Origin of the sequence: Streptomyces zhihengii, assembly GCF_016919245.1 — a bacterium.
GTDB lineage: Bacteria > Actinomycetota > Actinomycetes > Streptomycetales > Streptomycetaceae > Streptomyces > Streptomyces zhihengii.
In genome coordinates this window covers 3,069,062-3,093,710 of sequence record NZ_JAFEJA010000001.1, presented here as the reverse complement: position 1 = coordinate 3,093,710, position 24,649 = coordinate 3,069,062, and the positions used below count along the sequence as shown (strand labels likewise).

Below are 24,649 nucleotides of genomic sequence, written 5' to 3'. Positions count from 1 at the left end.
CGTCCCCTTTGCCGCCCCCGGCCGGGGGGCCGGGCCCCGCGCCCCTCAGCCCTTCCCCTTCTCCCCGCCCGGCGCGTCCGTTCGCGTACGGCCCCACTGCACCGACAGCACCACCAGTCCCACGCCGAACCAGATCACGCCCACGACCTGCGCCGACCGTGCGGCCTCCGCGATCACCGCCACCAGCACCGCCGTCCCGAGCACCGGCACCACCAGATGGCGCACCCAGTCCGGCGGCCCGTCCATCCGGCGCACCACGAACCAGCCGACCACGCTCGCGTGCAGCAGCACGAACGCCGTCAGCGCGCCGATGTCCACCACCGACACCAGGTGGTCCAGGCCGTCGTCCCGCTGCGCCGCCCACACCGCCGCCACCATCGTGACCGCCGCCGCGACCAGCAGGGCCAGCCGCGGCACCCCGGAGTCGGTGCGCGCCAGCAGCCGCGGCAGCCGCCGGTCCCGGGCCATCGCGAAGAGCAGCCGCCCGGCCGCCGCCTGCCCGGCCAGCGCGGCGAACGCGGCGCCGATCGCCTTGCTGACCGCCACCAGATCGTGCAGCCAGGTCCCCACCGAGGCGTCCACCGCGTCGTAGAACGCGGAGCCCTGCGCCGCCGGATCGGCCGCCAGCTCCGCCGACGACACCGGCGACAGCAGCGCCACCAGATACGTCTGCGCCACGAACAGGGTCCCGGCCAGCGCCAGGCAGAACAGCACCGCCCGCGCCACCTTCCGGGACCCGCCCGTCACCTCCTCGGCGAACGAGGCGATCGCGTCGAAGCCGAGGTACGACAGCACGGCGATCGACACCGCGCTGAAGACGGCCGCCATCGAGAAGCCGGCGTCCCCGGTGAGCGGCGACAGCCAGTCCCGCTCCGCCCCGTCCCGCGCCAGCACCACCACGGCCGACACCACGAACACCAGCAGCACCGCGATCTCCATGGCCAGCACCGCGAAACCGACCCGGGCCGCCGCCCGCACGCCCCACAGGTTGAGCAGCGTCGTCACCACGACCGCGACGGCGGTCCACACCCACCGGTCCACCTCCGGGACCAGCGCCTCCATGGCGATCCCGGAGAACAGGTAGGCCACCGCCGGGATGAGCAGGTAGTCGAGCATCGCCATCCACCCGGCGACGAACCCCGGCGCCTCGCCCAGCCCCTTGCGCGCGTACGTGAACACCGACCCGGCCTGCGGGGCCACCCGCACCATCTGGGCGTAGCTCGAAGCGGTGAACGCCATGGCGACCGTCGCCACCACGTAGACCAGTGCGACGGCCCCGTCCGACTTGGCGTCCAGGGTGCCGAACACCCCGACGGGGGCCATGGGGGCGATGAACAGCAGTCCGTAGACGACCAGGTCCCGGAAACCGAGTGTGCGCCGCAGTCCGCCGTGGTCCCCGGCGGCGTCCCGCCCGCCGTCCCGTACCGCCCCTCGCCTCATGCGTCCTCCCTGATCGCCGTACCGACCAGTCTGCTGTCCACGGGCGATCACCTGCCTGTTCTGGGCGGCCTTACGATGGGACGCATGACTTCTGCGCAGCCTGCCCGACGCGTCCTGCTCGCCGCTCCCCGTGGTTACTGCGCGGGTGTGGACCGCGCCGTGATCGCCGTGGAGAAGGCCCTTGAGCAGTACGGGGCGCCCATCTACGTCCGTCACGAGATCGTCCACAACAAGTACGTCGTGCAGACCCTGGAGAAGAAGGGCGCCATCTTCGTCGAGGCGACGGCGGAGGTCCCCGAGGGCTCGATCGTCATGTTCTCCGCCCACGGCGTCGCCCCGACCGTGCACCAGGAGGCGGCCGAGCGGAAGCTCGCGACGATCGACGCGACCTGCCCGCTGGTGACGAAGGTCCACAAGGAGGCCGTGCGCTTCGCCCAGGAGGACTACGACATCCTCCTCATCGGCCACGAGGGCCACGAGGAGGTCATCGGCACCTCCGGCGAGGCCCCCGACCACATCACCCTCGTCGACGGCCCCGACGACGTCGCCAAGGTCGAGGTCCGCGACCCCGACAAGGTCGTCTGGCTCTCCCAGACCACCCTCTCCGTCGACGAGACGATGGAGACGGTCGACGCGCTGAAGACCAAGTTCCCCGGCCTGATCTCGCCGCCCAGCGACGACATCTGCTACGCCACCCAGAACCGCCAGACCGCCGTCAAGCAGATGGGCGCCGAGGCCGACCTCGTCATCGTCGTCGGCTCGAAGAACTCCTCGAACTCGGTCCGCCTGGTCGAGGTCGCCCTCGGCGCCGGCGCCCGGGACGCCCACCTGGTCGACTTCGCCGACGAGATCGACGAGGCGTGGCTCGACGGCGTCTCCACCGTCGGCGTCACCTCCGGCGCCTCCGTGCCCGAGGTGCTGGTCGAGGGCGTCCTGGAGTGGCTGACCCGGCGCGGCTTCGAGGACGTGGAGATCGTCAAGGCCGCCGAGGAGTCCATCACCTTCTCGCTCCCCAAGGAGCTGCGCCGCGACCTGCGCGCCGAGGCGGACCGGCTCTCGGGCCGCTGACGCCCCGGTCCCGTCGCCCGCCTGACTCCCTGTCAGGGCCTAACGTGGTCCCCATGAACGTCTTCGGAGTGGACATCGGCGGATCCGGGATCAAGGGCGCTCCCGTGGATCTGGAACGGGGCGACCTGGCCGAGGAGCGCCACAAGGTCCTCACCCCCCATCCGGCGACGCCGGACGCCGTCGCCGACGGAGTGGCCGAGGTGGTCCGCCACTTCGGCTGGACCGGCCCGGTGGGCATCACCTTCCCCGGCGTCGTCACCGCCGGCATCACCCGGACCGCCGCCAACGTCGACAAGGGCTGGATCGACAAGGACGCGGCCCGGCTGCTCGGCGACCGGATCGGCGGGGCGCCCGTGACCGTGCTGAACGACGCGGACGCGGCGGGCGTCGCCGAGATGACCTTCGGCGCCGGCCGCGGCCGCAAGGGCACCGTGATCATGCTGACCTTCGGCACGGGCATCGGCAGCGCGCTCTTCGTCGACGGCCGCCTGGTGCCCAACACGGAGCTGGGCCACCTCGAACTCCACGGCCACGACGCCGAGAAGCGCGCCTCCACCAAGGCCAAGGAGGACGCCGACCTGAGCTGGTCGCACTGGGCCCGCCGGGTGCAGAAGTACCTCGCCCACGTCGAGATGCTGTTCTCGCCCGAGCTGTTCGTGATCGGGGGCGGCGTCAGCCGCAAGGCGGAGAAGTTCCTGCCCCTCATCGAGGACATCCGGGCCGAGATCGTCCCCGCCGAGCTCCAGAACAACGCGGGCATCGTCGGCGCCGCGATGGCGGCCGCGGGCCGCTGAGGCGCACGCTCCGGCGCCGCGGGCGGGCCGGGGCGCTTGCGTCCGGCTCCACGGGTCGCCGTCGCACACGCTGCCTCCACGGGCCGCCCGGGGTGCACGTGCACCCGTCCGGCGCCGTGGTCGCCGGGAAGCACGCCTCCGGCCCGGGAACCTCCCGGTCGGGAGCCTCCCGGTCGGCGGTGGCCCGGTCAGCGGCGGCCCGCGGGGTCCTTGGCCCCGGCCGGCCGCCGCCGGCGCCGCCCCATGGCCCGCACCTTGCGCACACAGGTGATCAGACCGGCGACCAGCGTCCCGCCGTAGAGCCAGATCGCGTGCACCGCCAGTGCCGTGACCACGGCCATCGTCTGGCCGCCGAGACCGCCGTCGCCGCCGGAGATCGGCACGATCCCCACCGCGAACGCGATCGGCACGATGATCGGCGCCATCACCACGTCGGCCTCGCGCACCCACAGCGCGGTCAGTGCGCTGACCAGCAGGAACAGCACACCGTAGACGGCCGCGGAGCCGTCCAGCAGCAGCCAGTCCAGGAACCCCAGTGCGAACATCACGGCCGCGGCGAACAGCCCGGCGCCGAGCCCGGTCAGCCGGGGGTTCGGCAGTCTGCGCAAGGCCAGCACGACGGGCGCCACCGGCCGCTGGGGCCGGGGGCGCACCGGGTAGACGGTGGTGCCGTCGGCGACTGTGCCCCGGGCGGGAAGCGAGCCCTGCGGGCGCTGCCGGGGCTCGGGGCTACGGGTCCTGTGCTGCTCCACCCGCACAACGTAGGTCGCCGGAGGGCCGCAGGGAGGCACCAGACACGCCCTTTGAGCCACCTTGGCCGTGCGTTCGACTGACGGTGGCCGTCGATGCCCGCCGCGGCCCGCCCGTAAACTGGGGGATCGGCCCGCCCACTGCGGACCGCACGGACCGCAGCCCCGCCCACCACCCACTCAGGAAGTCGCCAACGTGTCGCTCACGATCGGAATCGTCGGCCTGCCGAATGTCGGCAAGTCGACCCTGTTCAACGCCCTGACCAAGAACGACGTACTGGCGGCCAACTACCCGTTCGCCACCATCGAGCCCAACGTGGGCGTCGTCGGCGTCCCCGACACCCGGCTCACCAAGCTGGCCGAGATCTTCTCCTCCCAGCGCGTCCTCCCGGCGACCGTCGACTTCGTCGACATCGCCGGCATCGTGCGCGGCGCGAGCGAGGGCGAGGGCCTGGGCAACAAGTTCCTGGCGAACATCCGCGAGTCCGACGCGATCTGCCAGGTCATCCGGGCCTTCAAGGACGAGAACGTCGTCCACGTCGACGGCAAGGTCTCGCCCAAGGACGACATCGAGACGATCAACACCGAGCTGATCCTCGCCGACCTCCAGACCATCGAGAAGGTCCTGCCGCGCCTGGCCAAGGAGGCGCGCATCAAGAAGGACGTGGCCCCCAAGGTCGCCGCGGTCGAGGCGGCCAAGGAGATCCTGGAGCGCGGCGACACCCTCTTCTCCCAGGGCATCCTCCAGGGCTCCGAGAAGGCCGAGCTCCTGCACGACCTCCACCTGCTCACCACCAAGCCGTTCCTCTACGTCTTCAACGTCGACGAGGACGAGCTGACGGACGACTCCTTCAAGGACGAGCAGCGCGCCCTGGTCGCCCCCGCCGAGGCGATCTTCCTCAACGCCAAGCTGGAGGCCGACCTCGCCGAGCTGGACGAGGAGGACGCCGTCGAGCTCCTCCAGTCCGTCGGCGCCGAGGAGCCCGGCCTCGCCACCCTCGCCCGCGTCGGCTTCGACACCCTCGGCCTCCAGACCTACCTCACGGCAGGCCCCAAGGAGTCCCGCGCCTGGACGATCAAGAAGGGCGCCACGGCCCCCGAGGCGGCCGGTGTGATCCACACCGACTTCCAGAAGGGCTTCATCAAGGCCGAGGTCATCTCCTTCGCCGACCTCGTCGACACCGGCTCCGTCGCCGAGGCCCGCGCCAAGGGCAAGGCCCGCATGGAGGGCAAGGAGTACGTGATGCAGGACGGGGACGTGGTGGAGTTCCGCTTCAACGTCTGACCGGACGTGGACAACGGCCTGACCTGCGAGGAAGCAGGTCGGGCCGTTGTGCTGTCTGCGGCGGTCCGCGGAACCCCCGCCACGCCGGTGGCAGGATGCGGGGACACGGTGAGAGGGGCCCGGCGGGATGGGGCGCAGTGAGCGGGACGCGGTTGGCGCGGGGGAGCGGCTGTACGCGGCGGCCGAGGCGGTGGCCGGTGATCACGGGCGGGCTGTCGAGGCGGTCCGGGCGGCGCTGAGGCCGATCTGCGACACGGCGGTCGAGCAGGCGCTGGACGCCATCCCCGTGGCCCGGCTGAAGGACGTCACGGAGGGGCGGCTGCGGCTCGGCGACGTCGAGCGGGGCGGGTTCTCCTCGGTGCGGGAGGTGCTCGACGCCGGTGCCTACCGGTTGCGGCAGATTCCCGGTGTGGGGCAGCGGACCGCCGATCAGGTCGTCGCCGCGGCGCGGCAGATATCCGAAGCCGTCCGGGAGACCGTCGCCGTCCACATCGACGTGGACCGGCCGGAGCCGCGGACCACCGCTCTCGTCATGGCGCTGCACGTGCTGGTGGAGGCGAGCCCCGACGCGCGGCGGGCCGTCGACGCGGCGGCGGCTCTGTCGGAGCGGCTCGGGCCGCTGCTGGCCGAGGCCGGTCCGGCCGCCGGGCGGCTGCGGATGCTGCTGGCGGGACGGGCCGGACGGGCCCGGGCGCTGGAGGCCGTCGCGGAGGTCGGCAGGCTGACGGGGGAGGCGGTGCGGGCGGGTACGCCGGAGCTGCTCGCGCAGGCCTCGGTGGATCTGCTGCGCGGCACCCCGAGCGAGGCGGCGGCCTGGGTCGACTTCGAACTGCGTTCCGCCGAGTACTACAGCCTGCTCGCGGAGATCTCCGGCCGCGGCCCCGACACCGCGGCCGCCGAGGGGCACCTGCCCGGCGAGGTCGCCGCGCGGGTCCGGGACCAGACGCTGGACGACACCCGCCGGAAGGTGTCGCTCCGCGGGTACCAGGCCTTCGGGGCGCGGTTCGCCCTGGCCCAGCGCCGGGTGATCCTCGGAGACGAGATGGGGCTGGGCAAGACCATCCAGGCCATCGCCGCCCTGGCGCATCTCTCGGCCGAGGGGCGCAGTCACTTCCTGGTGGTGTGCCCGGCCAGCGTCCTGATCAACTGGACGCGCGAGATCGAGGCCCGCAGCAGGCTGCGCGCGATCTCCCTGCACGGCCCGGACCGGCAGGAGGCGTTCGCGGACTGGAAGAGCCGCGGCGGCGTCGGGGTGACAACCTTCGACGCGCTGCGCGGATTCCCGGTGCCCGGGGCCGGCGAGCTGGGGATGCTGGTCGTGGACGAGGCGCACTACGTGAAGAACCCGAAGACCCGTCGCGCCCAGGCCGTGACCGCATGGTCCGGACGCTGCGAGCGCGTGCTCTTCATGACCGGCACGCCCATGGAGAACCGGGTCGCCGAGTTCCGCAGCCTGGTGGGGATCCTCCAGCCGGAGCTGGCGGAGGCGGTCGGCGACCGTGAGGGTGTGACCGGTTCCCAGGCCTTCCGCAAGGCCGTCGCGCCGGTCTACCTCCGCCGCAACCAGCAGGACGTCCTCACCGAACTCCCCGCTCTCCAGCACACGGACGAGTGGGAGGAACTGAGCGCGTCGGACGAGGACGCCTACCGCGAGGCGGTGCTCGCCGGCAACTTCATGGCGATGCGCAGGGCGGCCTACGCGTGCCCCGAGAAGTCGGCCAAGCTGATCCGGCTGCGCGAGATCGTCGCGGACGCCGCGGAGAACGGGCTGAAGGTGGTGGTGTTCTCCGCCTTCCGGGACGTCCTCGACGCGGTCGTGGACGCGCTCGACGGTGCGCGGAGCGAGAGCGGCGGCCGGGTCTTCGGCCCGCTCTCGGGAAGCGTGCCGCCCGCCCGGAGGCAGCGGCTGGTGGACGAGTTCGCCGCCGTGCCGGGCCATGCGGTGCTGGTGGCCCAGATCGAGGCGGCGGGGGTGGGGCTCAACATGCAGGCCGCGTCCGTCGTCATCATCTGCGAACCGCAGATCAAGCCCACCATCGAGCACCAGGCGGTGGCGCGTGCCCATCGCATGGGGCAGGTCCGCCCGGTCCGGGTGCACCGGCTGCTCACCACCCGCGGGGTGGACGAGCGGATGGTGGAGATGCTGAAGAACAAGACCCGTCTGTTCGACGCGTACGCCCGTCGCAGCGCGGTCGCCGAGTCGACCCCGGACGCGGTCGACGTCTCGGACACGGCGATGGCCCGCCGCATCGTCGAGGAGGAGCAGGCGCGGCTGGGAACGGGCCGCGCGGAGCCCACGGGCCACCCCTGACCCGGACCCGGACCCGGAGGCGTACCCGACCCGGAGCCGGACCCGGACCCGGAGGCGTACCCGACCCGGAGCCGGCCCCGGAGGCGTACCCGACCCGGAGCCGGACCCGGACCCGGACCCGGAGGCGGTCGCGGGCGCGGCGGGTTGGCCGAATCCGTACGGGCGCGCGGGATTGCGCCCCCCGCCGGGGGAGCCGGCGCGGGACGAGCGCCCCGAGGATTCCCGTGGCGCCGCGGGGAGTTCACCCAGCCCCGGGGCCCGCCGGCGAATGGGCGGTGGTGCGGGGCGGCGGGTGAGGGGGCCCTGGCGGCCGGGGCCGTGCCGGGTGGCAGAATCGACCGGCCAGTAGCTTGCGCAGTGGGGGGCAGGGGAAGCGCGCCGTGGGGGTCAGCATGGCGGCCGTGTGGCGCTTGTGTTTCCGGGCGCGCGGGCCTCTTGTGCGATTCCTATGGATCCGCCAATCTTTCGCTCGGCGGGCGGACGGAGGGGGTCGACGAGGTGAAGCCGCGTCGTTGGCATGACCCTGACGTTCACCTGCCATGACCCCCACAGCAACGCACCACCTATGAGGAGGACCCCTCACATGTCTGTGATGCGTGACTCGCGGCGAAGAATCGCCGCGGCCAGCGCCATAGCCGTCGCCGCCCTCGTGGCCGGCACGGCTGCCGCCCTTCCGGCCTCCGCGGTCGAGCCGGCGCCCGTCGGCGTCATCGAGAACGCCGGCGCCCCGGGTGCCGTCAAGGGCAGCTACATCGTGACGCTCGACGAGTCCGCGGCCGACGCGGGCTCCAGCGAGGGCAAGGCCCTCGCGGCGGAGTACGGTGCGAAGATCAAGCGGACCTTCCAGTCGGCCGTCAACGGCTACTCGGTCCAGCTCTCCGAGGCGCAGGCCAAGAAGTTCGCGGCGGACCCGGCCGTCGAGTCCGTCGTGCAGAACCGCACCTTCAAGATCACGGGCACCCAGCCGAACCCGCCGTCCTGGGGCCTGGACCGGATCGACCAGCAGTCGCTCCCGCTGAACTCCAGCTACACCTACCCGGACCCGGGTGGCGAGGGTGTCACGGCGTACATCATCGACACCGGCGTCCGCATCAGCCACAGCGACTTCGGCGGCCGCGCGTCCAACGGCTACGACGCCATCGACAACGACAACACGGCGCAGGACGGCCACGGTCACGGCACGCACGTCGCCGGTACCGTCGCCGGGTCCTCCTACGGCGTGGCCAAGAAGGCCAAGATCGTCGGCGTGCGGGTGCTCGACAACTCCGGTTCCGGCACGACCGAGCAGGTCGTCGCGGGCATCGACTGGGTGACGCAGAACGCGGTCAAGCCGGCCGTCGCCAACATGAGCCTCGGCGGCGGGGTCGACACCGTCCTCGACGAGGCGGTCCGCAACTCGATCGCCTCCGGCATCACCTACGCGGTCGCGGCGGGCAACGACGGCGCCAACGCCGCCAACTACTCCCCGGCGCGGGTCGCCGAGGCCATCACCGTCGGCTCGACCACCAGCACCGACGCCCGCTCCAGCTTCTCGAACTACGGGACGTTGCTGGACATCTTCGCCCCCGGTTCGTCGATCAAGTCGTCCTGGAACACCAGCGACACGGCGACGAACACCATCTCGGGCACCTCGATGGCCACGCCGCACGTGGCGGGCGCCGCCGCGCTCTACCTCGACGGCAACCCGACGGCCACCCCCGCCCAGGTCGCCACCGCGCTGACCGGCGCGGCCGTCCAGGGCAAGGTCACCAACCCGGGCACCGGCTCGCCCAACCGCCTGCTCAACGTCGGCGCCGGCGGCACCACGCCCCCGCCCGGACCGAAGTTCGAGAACACCGGCGACTACACGATCGGCGACAACGCCACCGTCGAGTCGCCGGTCACCGTCAGCGGTGTCACGGGCAACGCGCCCTCGAACCTCGCCGTCTCGGTCGACATCAAGCACACCTACATCGGTGACCTGCGGGTCGACCTGGTCGCCCCCGACGGCACGGTCTACAACCTGAAGGCGTACGGCTCCGGCGGCAGCGCGGACAACGTGATCACCACGTACACCGTGAACGCCTCCACCGAGGTCGCCAACGGCGTCTGGAAGCTGCGCGTCGGTGACAACGCCACGTACGACACCGGCAAGATCGACGCCTGGTCGCTCCAGTTCTGAGCGAGGGCCCCGGCGGTGACGCCTGAGCCCTGAACCGCGCCCGTACGGAAGGGGCGGCCGCCCGAGCGGCCGCCCCTTTCGCCTGCCCGCTCCCGCCCGCCGCCCGCTCCCGCCCGCCGCCCGCTCCCGGCCGGCGTTCCCGCCGGCCCGCCGGGCACCGCCTGACCCGCCCGCCGGCGCCGTCCCGCGGTCGTCGTGCCGAGGCCGCCTTCCCGCCCCCGCCCGCCCGCCACGCTCCCGCCGAGGCGCCGGACATGTCCCCGCGTTCCCGCCCTCCGCCCGTTTCGTCGTATGATCCGCGCGCCCGCGCGCAGGCGATTGGCACGATCCCGAGGAGCAACGAGCCGTGGACCCCGCAGCCCAGGGCGGGCAGCCGAACCCGCAGGACCCGTACGCCGACCAGCCCTGGGGCGTACCGCGCCCGCAGCCGCAGCCCCCGGCGGCCCCGCAGCCGCCGCCCCAGCCCTACGGGCAGTACAGCCCCTACGGCCAGTACGGGCCCTACGGTCAGCCGGGGCCGTACGGCGGCGGCTACCCCCAGCCGCCGCAGCGCCAGAGCTACAACGGGCTCTCCATCGCCTCGCTGGTGCTGGGCATCGTCTGCTGCATCCCGCCGCTCGGTCTCGTCCTCGGTCTCGTCGCGCTCGCGCAGATCCGGCGCACGGGCCGGCGTGGCAAAGGCATGGCCGTCTCGGGCATCGTGCTCTCCTCGCTGAGCACCCTGCTGCTCGTCGTCTTCTTCGCCACCGGCGGGGCGGGCGAGTTCTGGCGCGAGTTCGAGAAGGGCATGGACGAGGCGGCCAGTTCGAGCAGCCCGTTCGAGCTGGCCAAGGGCGACTGCTTCGACATACCGGGCGCCGAGGTGCCGGAGGAGACGGAGACGGAGTCCGTCCCGACCAAGGACTGCGCCCGCCCGCACGACGCCGAGGTCACCGGCAGCTACCGGCTCGACGAGGCGGACGGGTACCCGGCGTCCGAGGCCGCGGACACGGCCATGGAGAAGCGCTGCAACGACATCAGCGACGCCTACGTCCCCGACCCGAGCGCGCTGCCCTCGCACGTTGCCAACTACTACTTCCTGCCCACCCGGGAGAGCTGGGCGCTCGGCGACCGCACGGTGACGTGCGCCCTCGCCGCGACCGAGGGACAGCTCACCGGCTCGTTCGAGGACGGCGGGGCGGTGGAGGACACGGGCGGCGGGACCGGCGTCTGAGCCGACGCCGGTCCCGCCTGTCGACGGCCCCGGCACGGCGCCCGCGAGGGGCGGCCGCGCCGGGGCCCGGTCCGTGCGGGGGCGGCCGTCAGCGGCGGCCGAGACCGCGGTCCACGGCCGCCGTCAGCTCGCCGTCCGCCGTGTCCCCGTCGAGCGACCAGAACATCGCGCCGCCGAGCCCCATGGCCCGGACGTAGGCCGACTTGGTCCGCAGCACCTGCGGGTCGTCGTACGTCCACATCGTGGTGCCGTCGAAGAGCCAGGCGTGCCCGCCCAGCAGGTTGCGGTGCACCTTGTACGTCCCCGAGTCGGCCAGCTTCTTCAGGGCCTTGTAGTCCTCGTACCCGGCCGCCCAGGTCGCGGGCGCCGGTGCGGTGGCGGGCTGCCCGAGGCCGTCCCCGCCGCCGCTCACACCCGTCCAGCCCTGGCCGTAGAACGGCATGCCGACCACCAGCTTGCGCGCCGGGGCGCCGCGGCGCAGCCAGTCGCGGACGGTCTGGTCCACGCTGAAGTCGCCCCGTGCGAACAGGGCGGACTGCTGGGCGGTGGTGGACTCGCCGGAGACGTGGAAGTCGTAGCCCTGGAGGTTCACGAAGTCGAAGTCGCGCATGATCTTCGCGACTTCGAAGCCCGCGTCGATCTTGGCGGGCGCGGTCGGCACGAAGGCGCTGAGCTCGTAGTGCTTGCGCTTGCCGCCCTCCGCCCGCTGCTTGGACTTCGCGTAGGCGTCGAGCTGGACGCGGAACTCGCGGACGAGCGCGGTGAAGTTCTTCTTGTCCTCCGGCCGGTACACGGTGTCCGTGTCCCCCGCCGAGCCGGGCCACTCCCAGTCGAGGTCGACGCCGTCGAAGACGCCGGCCGCCGCGCCCTGGCCGCCGCGGGCGCCGTCGAGGGGCAGGTTGCCCTTGATGTACAGGTCGAGGCAGGAGGCCACCAGGGCCTTGCGGGACTCGGGCGTGCGCACGGCGTCGGAGAAGTGGGTGGACCAGCTCCAGCCGCCGAGCGAGATCATCACCTTGAGGCCCGGGTGCTTGGCCTTGAGCTCGCGCAGCTGGTTGAAGTTGCCCGCGAGGGGCTGGTCCGCGGTGTCGGCCACCCCGTCGACGGAGTCGGCGGCGTCGAGCGGGCGGGCGTAGTCGGCCCAGGCGTCGGCCTCGCCGGGGATGTTGCCCGTGAAGCACTTGCCGTCGGCGCTCACGTTGCCGAAGGCGTAGTTGATGTGGGTGAGTCTGGCGGCCTGGCCGCTGGTGTCCATGTCCTTGACCTGGAAGTCCCGGCCGTAGACGCCCCACTGGGTGAAGTAGCCGATCCGCTTGAGGCCGGCCTGTTCGTGACGGTCCCCGTGCCCGGGGGTCCGGTCGCCGGCGGCGGACGCGGCGCCGGGGGAGAGGGCGGCGATGAGGGAGAGGGAGCCGACGGCGACGGCCGTACGGACAAGGGTGCTTCGACGCATGGGCGCTGGCTCGTTCCTGTGCGTGTACCGGACGGGGGGATGAGCTGGGTCGTGCGTGCACGCAGAAGGTATTGGTCTGGACCATTGAGGTCAATAGGTCGGCACCGGCTCCCGGATGTACCGGTGGTAAACCCTCACCCACCGGCAAGTCATCACATCGAGTGAAACTGTGGCCTACACTTGCGGCCGACAACCCACGGTTGCGAGGCTGTCGCAGTCTGTCAACCTGTTGGGAGTGGCCAGTGACATTCGGTGAGCAGCCCGCCTACCTGCGCGTTGCGAGCGATCTGCGGGAGAAGATCGTGAACGGCTCACTGCCGCCGCACACCCGGTTGCCCTCCCAGGCCCGCATCCGCGAGGAGTACGGCGTCTCCGACACGGTCGCCCTCGAAGCGCGCAAGGTGCTCATGGCGGAGGGGCTCGTCGAGGGGCGGTCGGGATCGGGGACGTACGTGCGCGAGCGTCCGGTGCCGCGCCGGGTGAGCCGGTCGGGGTTCCGGCCGCCCTCCGGGGCCAGCCCCTTCCGCCAGGAGCAGGCCGAGGAGGGGGTGCGCGGCACCTGGGAGTCCAGCAGCGAGCAGGAGTGCGCGAGCCCCGAGACGGCCGCCCGGCTCGGGATCCAGCTCGGCGACCGGGTGATGCGCACCCGCTACCTCTACCGGGACGCCGGCGAGCCGATGATGATCTCGACCTCCTGGGAGCCCCTGGAGGTCACCGGCCGCACCCCGGTGATGCTCCCCGAGGAGGGGCCGCTCGGCGGTTGCGGCGTGGTGGAGCGGATGGCCGCGATCGACGTCGTGGTGGACAACGTGGTGGAGCAGGTCGGCGCCCGGCCCGGACTGGCCGAGGAGCTGCTCACCCTGGGCGGGGTGCCGGGCCATGTGGTGATGGTGGTCGAGCGCACGTACTACGCCTCGGGCCGGGCGGTCGAGACGGCGGACGTCGTGGTCCCCGCCGACCGCTACCGCGTGGCGTACCACCTGCCCGTGCGCTGACGGTGCCGCCCGGGGCGACCGGGTGCGAAGCGGACGACGAGGGGGCGTATCCAGCCGGATGCGCCCCTTTCGCTGTCTCTTTGTGAAAACCCGTGTTCGCTCAGTGAAGGTCAGGCGTACGCTTGGGCATATGCGTGATGCGGTTTCCTGTCGAAGGTTACGTATGTTCGGCTCGACCAGGCGTGGGGGAGGGGTGCGATGACGGATGTGAACGCCGCTCTTCCCTGGCAGGTCGTGCGCCAGGACGACAACGGCAATCGCTACCGCGTCGGCCGGTACGCGACCAAGGACGAGGCCCAGCGGATCGCCGACACCCTCGACGACCAGGGCCACAAGCAGCTCTACTGGGTCGAGCCCATCGGGCAGCCCCAGCCGGGCCGCTGAACCCCGCTCCCGCACGCGCCGTCTGACGGCGCGTCGGAGATCCGCGGTCCGTCCCGCCGCACCGCTGCCGTTGGCCGCGGGGCGGGGCCCGGCCCGCGGCGAAGTACGCTCCGGCGCATGACCGATCGTGTGGTGGTGGCGGGTGCCGTGTACGACCGGGGACGGCTGCTCGCCGCCCGGCGCAGTGCGCCCGAGGAGCTGGCGGGCCGCTGGGAGCTGCCCGGCGGCAAGCTGGAACCGGGGGAGAGCCCCGAGCAGGCGCTGGTGCGCGAACTGCGCGAGGAGCTGGGCGTCGAGACGGAGCCGGTGGAGCGGGTCCCGGGGGAGTGGCCGCTGAAGCCTGGCTACGTGCTCCGGGTCTGGACCGTCCGGCTGGTGTCCGGCGACCCCCGGCCCCTCCAGGACCACGACGCGCTGCGCTGGCTCGGCCCCCACGAGCGGGACGACGTCGACTGGCTCGACCAGGACCGTCCGGCCCTCGACGCGGTGACCCGCCTGGTGCGCGAGCGCGCCGCTGTGTACGGCGTCGGCTGACGCGGCGTGCGCGGCCGGGGTCAACGACCCCGCCGGCGTGCGCGACCCTGCCGGGTGGGCGCGTCCGGCGTCCGTGACCCTGCCCGGTGGGCGCGTCCGGCATCGCCGACGCAGCGGGGCGCGACAGGGGTGACGGGGCGCGCGCATGAAGCGAAGGGGGCGCGGAGTGCCCGCGCGCACGCCCTGAATGCATCGGTGCTCCCGCGGTGCACCCACGCGCGGTAACCGGCCGGGGAAACGGGTATGTGCCCATTAACCCCCCGAAACCGGGCGCGGGTCCGCTGGCGATCGGAAGTGATCGGCGTGATCGGCACCGACGGCGAATGCGTCGAGTGGAGCTTTCCGGCGCAGCCGGACGCGGTGCGCGCGGCCCGTCACGCCGTCCGCGACACCCTCCGGGAGTGGAAGCTGGACGCGGCGGTCCGCGATGTGACGGTGCTGCTGGTCAGCGAACTGGTGACCAACTCCCAGCGCTACACCGCCGGACCGATCGGGGTGCGGCTGCGCCGGCGCCAGGAGAACGGCGTCCCGCCCGCCCTGCTCGTCGAGGTCTCCGATCCCCTGCCGGACCTCCCCACCGAGAAGGCCGCCCGCCCCGAGGACGAAGGCGGCCGGGGGCTGTATCTGGTCGCATGTTCGGCCCGGAGGTGGGGCACCCGCCGGGGCAGGACAGGTAAGACGGTGTGGTTCGAGCTGCCTCTGACGGGTTAGGAGTCCGTCAGGGACGACGATCACCGAGAACTCGGCCGGAAATGAACGAGACCTCTCTGTGATCGTGAACGCCGTGTCGGCGGGGGCCGTAGTGCTGAATACTGCGGTCATGGCCGGTCCGGTGCGGTGAGCTGGAGGGGACGGTCGCGTGAGCGAGATACCTGGGACGGCGAGCGGCGTCGTGTGGCAGAGCAGCCCGCCTGGCTCGATCTATGACTACATCAAGGTCGCGTCGTTCTCGATCGGCCCCGACGGGCTGGTCGACCAGTGGAGCAGGCGCGCCGCCGAACTCTTCGGCGTCACGGCCGAGCAGGTCAGAGGCAAGGACCCGGTCCAGGCGTTCCTCCCCGCCGAGCTGCGGTCGCGCGCCCACCGCAAGGTGGCGGAGATCCTCGACGGCAAGGAGTGGACGGGGCTCGTCCCCTTCCGGGCGCCGGGCGGCGAGCACGCCGAGGGCATGGCCGAGATCTATGTGATGCCGAGCGAGGCCGCCGGCGGCCGGCTCGGCGCCCTCTGCATCGTGGTCGATGTCCGGGCACTGCGCCGCATCGAGAGCGATCTCGCCGCATCGCAGGCCATATTCGGCCAATCTCCCTTCGGGTTCCTGCTCTTCGGCACCGACCTCACCGTGCAGCGCGCCAACCGCCGCTTCGCGGCCGTCTTCGGCGGGGTGGCGGAGGAGCACCGCGGACGCACGGTGTACGACTACCTCTCCCGCCCCGAGGCCGAACGGATGGACGCCGCCCTGCGCCGCGTCCTGGAGACCGGCGACTCGGTCACCGATCTGCAGATCACCGGCACCGCGCCCGGCAGCAGCGACCGCCGCCAGTGGTCCATCAACCTCTACCGGGTGCACGGCGGATCCGGCAGGCCCACCGGCGTCGCCGGGCTCGGCACCGATGTGACCCGCCGTCACAGCGCGGCCCGTGAGGCCGCCAGCGCCCGCCGCAACCTCGCGATCCTCAACGAGGCGAGCGCCCGCATCGGCAACTCCCTCGACCTGGAGACCACCGCCCGCGAGCTCCTCGACGTCGCCGTGCCCGGCTTCTGCGACCTGGCCTCCGTCGACCTGTACCAGTCCCTGCTCACCGGGGACGAGGCGCCTCCGGGCCAGTACGGCTCGGCCCCCGCGCAGGGCTACGGCGGCGGCAGCGCCGAACTGCGCCGGGTCGCCTTCGCCAGCGCCGTCTCCGACGCGCCGCTGCTGACCACCCCCGACTGCGTCCCCGCGGGCTCCGCCCCCGCCGCCGTCGGCGAGGTGCACCGCTTCCCGTTCAACTCGCCCTGCGCCGGCGCCCTGCGGGCCGCGAGCGTGCGGACGATACCCGGCGGCGAGGGCAGCCTGGTGCAGTCGACGCTCGCCGTGCCGATGGTCGCCCACGACACGGTCGTCGGCCTGGTCCAGTTCGCCCGCGCCAAGGGCAGCGAACCCTTCGGCGAACGCGACCGCGCCCTCGCCGCCGAACTCGCCGCCCGCGCGGCCGTCTGCATCGACAACGCCCGCCTCTACCGCCGGGAGCACGAGCGCGCCCTCATCCTCCAGCGCAGCCTGCTGCCGCCGGGCGACCCGGAGGCGGCGGGGCTCGACATCGCCTGCCGCTACCTGCCCGGCACCACGACCACCGAGGTCGGCGGCGACTGGTTCGACGTCATCGAGCTCCCCGGCCACCGCACCGCCCTCGTCGTCGGCGACGTCATGGGGCGCGGGCTGCGCGCCGCCGTCGCCATGGGCGAACTGCGCACCGCCGTACGGACCCTGGCGCTGCTCGACCTGGAGCCCGCCGAGGTGCTCTCCGCGCTCGACGAGATAGCCCGCGGCCTCGGCGGCCCGGGCACGCCCTCCCAGCTCCGCCGCTCCGGCGCGTCCGCCGCCCCGCCCCGCCCCGGCAGCTCGCGGGAGGCCGACCTCTCCGAGGTCTACCTCGCCACCTGCGTCTACGCCGTCTACGACCCGGTCACCCGCCGCTGCACCTTCGCCAACGCCGGCCATCTGCCGCCCGTCCTCGTCGAACCGGGCGAGGAGGCGCTGCTGCTCGACGTCCCGCCCGGGATGCCGCTGGGCGTGGGCGGCGAACCCTTCGAGGAGGTCCAGGTGGAGCTGCCGGAGGGGTCCCTCCTGGCGCTCTACACCGACGGGCTCGTCGAGTCCCGCGACCACCCCCTCGACGAGGGCCTGACCGCCTTCCGCAACGCCCTCACCGACCCCGGGCGGGTCCTGGAGGACGTCTGCGACCACGTGCTGGCCAGCCTCGACACCCGCCACGGCGAGGACGACATCGCCCTGCTGATGGCGCGCATCCAGGGGCTGCCCGCCGAGGCCGTCGGCGACTGGCGGCTGCCCCGCGAGCCGCGCTCGGTGGGCCGCGCCCGCGAGCTGACCCGCGCCCAGCTCCTCTCCTGGGACCTCGAGGCGCTGGTGGACACGGTCGAACTGCTCGTCAGCGAACTGGTCACCAACGCGCTGCGCTACGGCGAGGGCGAGATACGGCTGCGGCTGCTGCGCGACCGCACCCTGGTCTGCGAGGTGTGGGACGCCGGCCTGGTCCAGCCCCGCCGCCGCCGGGCGCGCGACACGGACGAGGGCGGCCGCGGCCTCCAGCTCGTCGGCCTGCTCAGCGCGGGCTGGGGCTCACGGCGCACCCCGCGCGGCAAGACGGTCTGGTTCGAACTGGGCCTGCCCGACGGGGAGCCCTCCGAACCGACGGTGGACCAGCTGCTGAGCATGTTCTGACCTGCGGACGCGCCGGCGCGACCACCGAGGAGGCGCGACCGCCGACGCGCCCGGGCCCCGGTGCCGTCCGCAGCGGGCGAGCCCCTCCGCACCGAGGCCGTCCGCCGCCGAGGCCGTCCGCCGATGCGGACGCCCGCCGCCGGGAGGCTCCTCCGCGCCGGGGGCGCCCCCGCCCCGGCGGACGCCCGCCGCCCGGCCCCGGGGCGCCCGCCGCCCCGCGCTCATCCGGTCTTCAGGGCCGCCAGCCGCGTCGCGATCTCCGCGTCGTCCTCGGCGTCGTCGAGCCGCTCGAACTGTGCGTCCAGCGACGACGCCGCCAGCTCCTGCTGCCCCATCGCCCGTGCCTCCTCGCGGCGCACCTTGTCCTCGAAGCGGCTGAGCTCGCTCGTCGGGTCGAGCACGTCGATGCTCTTCACCGCGTCCAGCATCCGGTTCTGCGCCTGGGCCGAGGTCGCGCGGGCGACCAGCTCGTCCCGCTTGGCCTGGAGCTCGCGCAGCTTCTCCTTCATCTGCGTCAGGCCCGCCTTGAGCTTGTCGACGACCTCCGTCTGCGAGGCGATGGACGGCTCCGCGGTACGGGCCTCCTTCTCCGAGCCGAGCTGCCTGCCGAGCGCGACCTTCGCCAGGTTGTCGAAGGTGTCCGCCTCGGCGGCCTTCCCGGCCGCGCGCAGTTCGTCGGCCTTGCGGCTGGCCGCGAGCGCCTTGCCGCCCCACTCCTTCGCGGCGTCCACGTCCTCCCGGTGGTCCTGCTCCAGCAGCCGCAGATTGCCGATCGTGGACGCGACGGCGGCCTCCGCCTCGGCGATGTTGTTCGCGTAGTCGCGGATGAGCTGGTCGAGCATCTTCTGCGGATCCTCGGCCTGGTCGAGCAGCGCGTTGATGTTGGCCTTGGCGAGCTGGGCGACGCGGCCGAGGATGGTCTGCTTGGTCATCGGGTCTCTCCTTGGGTGCGCGGTGTCAAGGACGTCGAGGAGGGTGTGTACGCCGGGAAGCGGCGGGAGGCGGCGGACGGGGCCGGGGCCGCGGCGGTGGTCAGAAGCGGCCGCCGCCCATCCGCCCACGGGTCCCCCCGCCGCCGAAGCTGCCCGGGCCGCCGCCGAACCCGCCGCCGCCCGGGCCCCGGCCGCCGCCGAGCATGCCGCCGAGGATGATCCCGCCGAGGACCGCGCCGCCGAGGCCGCCGCCGCGCCGCCCGCCCGGTCCGCCGCCGAATCCGCCGGGCCCCCCGAAGCCGCCCGGCCCGCCGAATCCGCCGTCGAAGCCGGAGCCGTAGCCGCGCACGTCGTTCTCGGCGAGGGTGTGCGCCTGCTGGGCCATCGCGTCCGCCTGCTGCGCCTCCACCAGCGCCGCCTGCGGGTCGCCGCCGCTGCCGCCGTCGCCCGACAGGGCCTCGGCGCGCTCCAGCCGGCGCTGCGCCTCGGCCAGCCGGGTGCGGGCCTCGCTGCCGACGGCGCCGCGGTGGGTGGCGATGTAGTCGGCCGCCGCGCCGACCGCCGCGCGGGCGCCGAGCAGGGCGCGGTCCAGCAGGGCCCTGGCCCGCCGGGTGCCCTGCTCGTCCTCCCGGGCCGCTGCCAGCGCCTCGTCGAGCGCCGCGTCGGCCTCCTCCACCCGCCGCAGCGCGTCGATCGGGTCGTAGGGCCCCGCCTCGATCTCCTGCCGCACCTCCCCGGCCACGGTCCGGGCCCGGGCCACACGCCCTTGGAGCGCCGCCGTGGCCACCCCCTCCGGGGTGCCGTCGAGCAGACCGCGGGCCTCGGCGAGGTCGGTCTCGGTCTCGGTGAGCGCGCCGGGCAGCCGGCCGGCCGCCTCGGCCAGCTCCACGGCCCTGCGGTCCACCGCGTCGACCAGCAGCGCGGCCTGGGCGATCGCGCCCTCGGCCGCGCGCACCTGGACGGCGGCCGTGCCGCGCTCGTCCGTGCCGAGCGCCCGGCCGGCCTCGTCGAGCGAGCGGGAGGCGAACTCCAGCCGGTCCCCGGCCTCGTCCACGGCCCCGCCGACGGGCGCGGAGGCGGTCGGCGCGTAGCGCTCGCGCAGCACGCCGAGGGCCGCTTCGGCGCTGATCATCCGGCCGTTGACGTCGTCGAAGGCGGCGCGGGCCGCGGCCAGGGCCTCCGGCGCGTTCTGCTCCAGGGCGCGCAGCCGGTCGAAGTCCGCGGACTCGGCGTCGAGCCGGCGGTTGGCCTCGGCGCACCGGCCGAGGATCTCGTCCAGCATGGCCCGGCGGCTCGCCTCGTCCTCGGGGTAGGCGTCGTCGAGCTGCTGGCGCACCCGGAAGGCGCTGGTCAGCTCCGTCTGGGCGTGGTCGACCGCGGCGGTGAACGGCTTCGCGGCCTCCTCGCCGAACTGGGCCACGGCGAAGCCGAGTTCCTCCCGGCTGGTGCGCAGCGCGTCGTCCGTGTCGACGAGGGCCTGCTTGGCCCGGACGTCGAGATCGGTCAGCGGGACCGGAGGCGGTTCGCCCCAGCCCTCCTGGCCGCCCCGGGGGGTGGTGCGGGTGCCGGTCCGCCGCCGGCGCCTGACCCAGGCGTACGCGGCGAGCGCGCCGGCGCCGCCCAGGACCGCCACGGGCAGCACCAGGTCGCCCGCCCCGGTGCCGGCGCCCTGCCCGCCGCCGGGGTCCGCCTCGCCGGGGGTGACGGCGACCTCGGGTACGGGGCGCCCGGCGAGGACGGCCCCGTAGCCGTCGGCCGCGCCGATCGCCGCGCCCGCCCAGTCGTTCGCGCGCAGCGCGGGCTCGATGCCGTCGCGGGCGACGGCGGCGAGCTGGGCGTCGGTCAGCCGGGAGGCGTCGTCGACCCAGTAGGCGTACTCGCGGTCGCCGGTGGCGACGGCGAGCAGGACGTCGTCCTGGCCGAGGCCGTTGCGCGTGGCGGTCTCGGCGGCCCATTCGGGCGCGTCGAGGCCGGAGAAGCCGTCGACGTAGACGGCGAAGAGCTGGAGGCGCTGTTCGTCGTAGAGCCGGTCGAGGGCCGTGGCGACGGCTGGCTCCCGGTCGCCGAGCGCGTCGACGCGGTCGGTGATCTGGCCCTGCCGGGAGAGCTCGACGGGGTCGTCGGCGCGGGCGCCGGCGGCGGCGGGCCCGGTCAGCCACCACGCCGCCACCAGCGCCGCGATCAGGGCATGAGCGGCTGTCCGTGTCACATACGGGAGGCTATGTCCGGGTATGAGGGCCCGCGACCGGACGGACTACGCCTCCGTGTCCCGCTCCCCGCGCCGCCGGATCCGGCTCCCCAGCCACACCAGCGGGTCGTACTTGCGGTCCACGGCCCGCTCCTTCAGCGGGATCAGGGCGTTGTCGGTGATGGCGATGGACTCGGGGCACACCTCGGTGCAGCACTTGGTGATGTTGCAGTAGCCGAGGCCGTGCTCGTCCTGCGCGGTCGCCCGCCGGTCCAGTCCCCGTTCGGCGGCGGCGTCCAGCGGGTGCATGTCCAGCTCGGCCACCCGCATCAGGAAGCGCGGCCCCGCGAAGGCCTCCTTGTTCTCCTCGTGGTCGCGCACCACATGGCAGGTGTCCTGGCACAGGAAGCACTCGATGCACTTGCGGAACTCCTGCGAGCGCTCCACGTCCATCTGCTGCATCCGGTACGCGCCGGGCTCCAGCCCGGACGGCGGCACGAACGAGGGGATCTCGCGGGCCTTGGCGTAGTTGAACGACACATCGGTCACCAGGTCCCGCACCACGGGGAAGGCGCGCAGCGGGGTGATCGTGATCGTCTCGTCGCGGGTGAAGACGGACATGCGGGTCATGCAGAGCAGCCGCGGGCGGCCGTTGACCTCCGCGCTGCACGAGCCGCACTTGCCCGCCTTGCAGTTCCAGCGGACGGCGAGGTCGGGGGCCTGCGTGGCCTGGAGCCGGTGGACGATGTCGAGCACGACCTCGCCGTCGTTCACCTCCACGGTGAAGTCCTCCAGGCCGCCGCCCTCGGCGTCGCCCCGCCACACCCGGAACCGCGCGTCGTACGTGCTCATGTGGCGAGCTCCTCTTCGGCGAGGTACTTGACCAGCTCCTCCTTCTCGAAGAGGGCGAGCAGGTCGGGGCGGATGGGCTCGGTCTCCCGGCGGTCGAGCACGACGGCGCCCCCGCCGGGGGCGGCCGTCGAGGGGGCGAGGCGGCAGAGCAGGTTCACCCGGCGCCAGGCCCGCTCCATGGCGGGGCGGTCCTCACGGGTGTGGCCGCCGCGGCTCTCGGTGCGCTCCAGCGCGGAGCGGGCGACGCACTCGCTGACCAGCAGCATGTTGCGCAGGTCCAGGGCGAGGTGCCAGCCGGGGTTGAACTGGCGGTGCCCCTCGACCCCGGCCCGGGCGGCCCGTTCGCGCAGCACCGCCAGCCGTTCGAGGGCCTGCTCCACCTCACCGGCCCGCCGGATGATCCCCACCAGGTCGTTCATCGTCTGCTGGAGCTCCTGGTGGAGGGTGTACGGGTTCTCCGGGGCGCCCTCGGTGCCGGTCGCGGCGCCGAAGGGGGCCAGCGCCTCGGCGGCGGCCGCCGCCACCTCCGCCTCGTCCACCGACGGCCGGTCCGGGTGCGCCGCGGCGAGTGCGGCGGCGTGCAGACCGGCCCGGCGGCCGAAGACGAGCAGGTCGGAGAGGGAGTTCCCGCCGAGGCGGTTGGAGCCGTGCATCCCGCCCGCCACCTCGCCGGCGGCGAACAGGCCCGGTACCCCGGCGGCCGCCGCGGTGTCCGAGTCGACGGCTATACCGCCCATCACGTAGTGGCAGGTCGGCCCGACCTCCATGGGCTCGGCGGTGATGTCGACGTCCGCGAGCTCCTTGAACTGGTGGTACATGGACGGCAGCCGCCGGCGGACCGTCTCGGCCGGCATCCGGGTGGAGACGTCCAGGAAGACCCCGCCGTGCGGGGAGCCCCGGCCGGCCTTGACCTCCGCGTTGATCGCGCGGGCGACCTCGTCGCGGGGGAGCAGCTCGGGCGGGCGCCGGTTGGCGTCGGGGTCCTCGTACCAGCGGTCGCCCTCCTCCTCGGACTCGGCGTACTTCTCCTTGAAGACGTCCGGGACGTAGTCGAACATGAAGCGGCGGCCCTCGGAGTTGCGCAGCACCCCGCCGTCGCCGCGCACCGACTCGGTGACGAGGATCCCCTTCACGGACGGCGGCCAGACCATCCCCGTGGGGTGGAACTGCACGAACTCCATGTTGAGCAGCGGCGCGCCCGCGAGCAGCGCCAGCGCGTGGCCGTCGCCGGTGTACTCCCAGGAGTTGGAGGTCACCTTGAAGGACTTGCCGATGCCGCCGGTGGCCAGGACCACGGCGGGCGCCTCCAGGACGAAGAAGCGGCCGGTCTCGCGCTCGTAGCAGAACGTCCCGGCCACCGCCCCGTCCCGCCCTGGCGCCGGGTCCTTGAGGATCCGGGTGACCGTGCACTCCTGGAAGACCTTCAGCCGCGCCTCGGGGTCGCCGTACGCGTCGCGGTCCTCCTGCTGGAGGGAGACGATCTTCTGCTGGAGGGTGCGGATCAGCTCCAGCCCCGTCCGGTCGCCGACGTGGGCGAGGCGCGGGTACTCGTGGCCGCCGAAGTTCCGCTGGGAGATCCGCCCGTCCGCGGTCCGGTCGAAGAGCGCGCCCCAGGTCTCCAGCTCCCACACCCGGTCCGGCGCCTCCCGGGCGTGCAGCTCGGCCATCCGCCACTGGTTGAGGAACTTCCCGCCGCGCATGGTGTCGCGGAAGTGGACCTGCCAGGAGTCGTGGTCGTTGACGTTGCCCATGGAGGCGGCGATGCCGCCCTCGGCCATCACGGTGTGGGCCTTGCCGAAGAGGGACTTGCACACCACCGCGGTGCGCGCGCCCCGCTCGCGCGCCTCGATCGCGGCGCGCAGTCCGGCGCCGCCCGCGCCCACGATGACCACGTCCCACTGCTGACGTTCGAGCTGTGTCATGCCGGAGGGCAACCTTCCGTAGGGGCCTGGAACCGCAGGGGCCTGGAACAGGGGCCTAGAAGAAGCGGGGATCGTCGAAGACGCCGGTGGCGACGAGGTACACGTAGAGGTCCGCGAGCCCGACGCTGAACAGCGAGGCCCAGGCCAGTTGCATGTGGCGCGCGTTGAGCCGCCCCGCCCAGCTCCACAGCCGGTAGCGCACCGGATGCCGGGAGAAGTGCCGCAGCCGGCCGCCGACGATGTGCCGGCAGGAGTGGCAGGAGAGGGTGTACGCCCAGATCAGCACGGCGTTCACCAGCAGCACCACGGTGCCGAGCCCCATGTGGCCCCAGGCGTAGGTCTCGTCGCGGAAGGCGAGCACGGTGTCGTAGGTGAGGATCGCGGCGACCGGCAGCGCCGCGTAGAAGAAGTACCGGTGGGCGTTCTGGAGGATCAGCGGGAAGCGGGTCTCGCCGGTGTACGTCCGGTGCGGCTCGGCGACCGCGCAGGCCGGGGGCGACGCCCAGAAGCCCCGGTAGTAGGCCTTGCGGTAGTAGTAGCAGGTCAGCCGGAAGCCCAGCGGGAAGACCAGGATCAGCAGCGCGGGCGACAGCCCCCACCAGCTTCCGAAGATCTCCCAGTTCGGCCCGCCCTTCATCGGGACGCAGTTCTCGGCGAGGCAGGGCGAGTAGAACGGCGACACGTACGGCGCCGCGTAGTAGTCGGCGTTCGCGAAGGCGCGCCAGGACGAGTAGACGACGAAGGCGAGGAGCCCCGCCGCGGTGAGGGCGGGGGAGAGCCACCAGCGGTCCGTGCGCAGATGGCGGGCGCGGATGGCGGCCCGGCCGGCTCCGTGCACTCCCGTGCCGGCGGGCTGTGGTTCGGTACCTGTGGCCAACGGGGACTCCGGGTGGAGTGGGATCGGGTGAGGTCCGGGGGGTGTGCGC

19 protein-coding genes are annotated in these 24,649 nt (G+C 73.4%); 11 read left to right on the top strand and 8 right to left on the bottom strand.

The genetic code is table 11. From position 1 onward, the window contains the following. Positions 1-45 precede the first annotated feature (45 nt). On the bottom strand, positions 46-1,440 hold the full coding sequence (locus JE024_RS12675; RefSeq protein ID WP_205373689.1) for an APC family permease: 1,395 nt from the start codon (positions 1,438-1,440) through the stop codon (positions 46-48). 84 nt (positions 1,441-1,524) lie between these two features. Here JE024_RS12675 and JE024_RS12670 point away from each other — a divergent pair, with 84 nt between their 5' ends. Then, positions 1,525-2,508, top strand: a complete 984-nt coding sequence (locus JE024_RS12670; protein ID WP_244882801.1) for a 4-hydroxy-3-methylbut-2-enyl diphosphate reductase — start codon at positions 1,525-1,527, stop codon at positions 2,506-2,508. Between the two features lie 53 nt (positions 2,509-2,561). Then, entirely contained in the window at positions 2,562-3,302 is a 741-nt protein-coding gene (ppgK, locus tag JE024_RS12665) for a polyphosphate--glucose phosphotransferase (protein ID WP_205373687.1), read from the top strand. Positions 3,303-3,490: 188 nt separating this feature from the next. Here ppgK and JE024_RS12660 read toward each other — a convergent pair whose 3' ends face one another. Next, on the bottom strand, positions 3,491-4,054 hold the full coding sequence (locus tag JE024_RS12660) for a DUF6542 domain-containing protein (protein ID WP_205373686.1): 564 nt from the start codon (positions 4,052-4,054) through the stop codon (positions 3,491-3,493). A gap of 193 nt (positions 4,055-4,247) precedes the next feature. On the opposite strand from JE024_RS12660, the gene ychF reads away from it, so the two are divergent. From ychF to JE024_RS12640, 4 genes are all read left to right on the top strand, one after another. Then, on the top strand, positions 4,248-5,336 hold the full coding sequence (gene ychF / locus JE024_RS12655; protein WP_205373685.1) for a redox-regulated ATPase YchF: 1,089 nt from the start codon (positions 4,248-4,250) through the stop codon (positions 5,334-5,336). A gap of 127 nt (positions 5,337-5,463) precedes the next feature. Then, positions 5,464-7,647, top strand: a complete 2,184-nt coding sequence (locus JE024_RS12650) for a DEAD/DEAH box helicase (protein WP_205373684.1) — start codon at positions 5,464-5,466, stop codon at positions 7,645-7,647. Positions 7,648-8,230: 583 nt separating this feature from the next. Further along, the gene (locus JE024_RS12645; RefSeq protein ID WP_205373683.1) at positions 8,231-9,808 is read left to right on the top strand and encodes a S8 family peptidase; all 1,578 of its coding nucleotides are present in this window, start codon (positions 8,231-8,233) and stop codon (positions 9,806-9,808) included. 346 nt (positions 9,809-10,154) lie between these two features. After that, complete coding sequence (locus tag JE024_RS12640; RefSeq protein WP_205373682.1) at positions 10,155-11,021, top strand: DUF4190 domain-containing protein; 867 nt, start codon at positions 10,155-10,157, stop codon at positions 11,019-11,021. A gap of 88 nt (positions 11,022-11,109) precedes the next feature. Here JE024_RS12640 and JE024_RS12635 read toward each other — a convergent pair whose 3' ends face one another. Further along, positions 11,110-12,474, bottom strand: a complete 1,365-nt coding sequence (locus JE024_RS12635) for a glycoside hydrolase family 18 protein (RefSeq protein WP_205373681.1) — start codon at positions 12,472-12,474, stop codon at positions 11,110-11,112. 242 nt (positions 12,475-12,716) lie between these two features. On the opposite strand from JE024_RS12635, the gene JE024_RS12630 reads away from it, so the two are divergent. From JE024_RS12630 to JE024_RS12610, 5 genes are all read left to right on the top strand, one after another. After that, positions 12,717-13,469 (top strand): GntR family transcriptional regulator, encoded by a 753-nt coding sequence (locus JE024_RS12630; RefSeq protein ID WP_205373680.1) that lies wholly within the window; start codon positions 12,717-12,719, stop codon positions 13,467-13,469. Positions 13,470-13,667: 198 nt separating this feature from the next. After that, positions 13,668-13,853: an SPOR domain-containing protein gene (locus JE024_RS12625; protein WP_205373679.1), complete on the top strand. Its 186-nt coding sequence runs from the start codon at positions 13,668-13,670 to the stop codon at positions 13,851-13,853. 117 nt (positions 13,854-13,970) lie between these two features. Continuing rightward, the gene (locus JE024_RS12620; RefSeq protein ID WP_205373678.1) at positions 13,971-14,387 is read left to right on the top strand and encodes a (deoxy)nucleoside triphosphate pyrophosphohydrolase; all 417 of its coding nucleotides are present in this window, start codon (positions 13,971-13,973) and stop codon (positions 14,385-14,387) included. A 294-nt stretch (positions 14,388-14,681) separates the two neighbouring features. Further along, positions 14,682-15,098 carry an ATP-binding protein gene (locus JE024_RS12615; protein WP_205373677.1) on the top strand — a complete coding sequence of 139 codons (417 nt, stop codon included), beginning with the start codon at positions 14,682-14,684 and terminating at the stop codon, positions 15,096-15,098. 148 nt (positions 15,099-15,246) lie between these two features. Then, positions 15,247-17,829 (top strand): SpoIIE family protein phosphatase, encoded by a 2,583-nt coding sequence (locus JE024_RS12610; RefSeq protein WP_205373676.1) that lies wholly within the window; start codon positions 15,247-15,249, stop codon positions 17,827-17,829. Positions 17,830-18,050: 221 nt separating this feature from the next. On the opposite strand, the gene JE024_RS12605 is transcribed toward JE024_RS12610, so the two are convergent. The 5 genes from JE024_RS12605 to sdhC all read right to left on the bottom strand — a co-directional run bounded on the left by JE024_RS12605 (position 18,051) and on the right by sdhC (position 24,600). After that, positions 18,051-18,761: a PspA/IM30 family protein gene (locus tag JE024_RS12605; RefSeq protein ID WP_205373675.1), complete on the bottom strand. Its 711-nt coding sequence runs from the start codon at positions 18,759-18,761 to the stop codon at positions 18,051-18,053. Positions 18,762-18,861: 100 nt separating this feature from the next. Continuing rightward, on the bottom strand, positions 18,862-20,970 hold the full coding sequence (locus tag JE024_RS12600; RefSeq protein ID WP_205373674.1) for a TPM domain-containing protein: 2,109 nt from the start codon (positions 20,968-20,970) through the stop codon (positions 18,862-18,864). A gap of 45 nt (positions 20,971-21,015) precedes the next feature. Next, positions 21,016-21,801 (bottom strand): succinate dehydrogenase/fumarate reductase iron-sulfur subunit, encoded by a 786-nt coding sequence (locus JE024_RS12595; RefSeq protein WP_205373673.1) that lies wholly within the window; start codon positions 21,799-21,801, stop codon positions 21,016-21,018. After that, the gene (locus JE024_RS12590) at positions 21,798-23,723 is read right to left on the bottom strand and encodes a fumarate reductase/succinate dehydrogenase flavoprotein subunit (RefSeq protein ID WP_205373672.1); all 1,926 of its coding nucleotides are present in this window, start codon (positions 23,721-23,723) and stop codon (positions 21,798-21,800) included. Before JE024_RS12590 ends, JE024_RS12595 begins: the two co-directional genes overlap by 4 nt. Positions 23,724-23,778: 55 nt before the next feature. Then, positions 23,779-24,600, bottom strand: coding sequence for a succinate dehydrogenase subunit SdhC (gene sdhC, locus JE024_RS12585; protein ID WP_205373671.1), 822 nt, complete (start codon positions 24,598-24,600; stop codon positions 23,779-23,781). Positions 24,601-24,649: the final 49 nt, after the last annotated feature.

Bases quoted from the DNA above. Each gene is read 5' to 3' on its own strand.
- JE024_RS12675 (WP_205373689.1), bottom strand. From the start codon at position 1,440: ATGAGGCGAGGGGCGGTACGGGACGGCGGGCGGGACGCCGCCGGGGAC.
- JE024_RS12670 (WP_244882801.1), top strand. From the start codon at position 1,525: ATGACTTCTGCGCAGCCTGCCCGACGCGTCCTGCTCGCCGCTCCCCGT.
- ppgK (WP_205373687.1), top strand. From the start codon at position 2,562: ATGAACGTCTTCGGAGTGGACATCGGCGGATCCGGGATCAAGGGCGCT.
- JE024_RS12650 (WP_205373684.1), top strand. From the start codon at position 5,464: ATGGGGCGCAGTGAGCGGGACGCGGTTGGCGCGGGGGAGCGGCTGTAC.
- JE024_RS12645 (WP_205373683.1), top strand. From the start codon at position 8,231: ATGTCTGTGATGCGTGACTCGCGGCGAAGAATCGCCGCGGCCAGCGCC.
- JE024_RS12635 (WP_205373681.1), bottom strand. From the start codon at position 12,474: ATGCGTCGAAGCACCCTTGTCCGTACGGCCGTCGCCGTCGGCTCCCTC.
- JE024_RS12625 (WP_205373679.1), top strand. From the start codon at position 13,668: ATGACGGATGTGAACGCCGCTCTTCCCTGGCAGGTCGTGCGCCAGGAC.
- JE024_RS12620 (WP_205373678.1), top strand. From the start codon at position 13,971: ATGACCGATCGTGTGGTGGTGGCGGGTGCCGTGTACGACCGGGGACGG.
- JE024_RS12605 (WP_205373675.1), bottom strand. From the start codon at position 18,761: ATGACCAAGCAGACCATCCTCGGCCGCGTCGCCCAGCTCGCCAAGGCC.
- JE024_RS12595 (WP_205373673.1), bottom strand. From the start codon at position 21,801: ATGAGCACGTACGACGCGCGGTTCCGGGTGTGGCGGGGCGACGCCGAG.
- JE024_RS12590 (WP_205373672.1), bottom strand. From the start codon at position 23,723: ATGACACAGCTCGAACGTCAGCAGTGGGACGTGGTCATCGTGGGCGCG.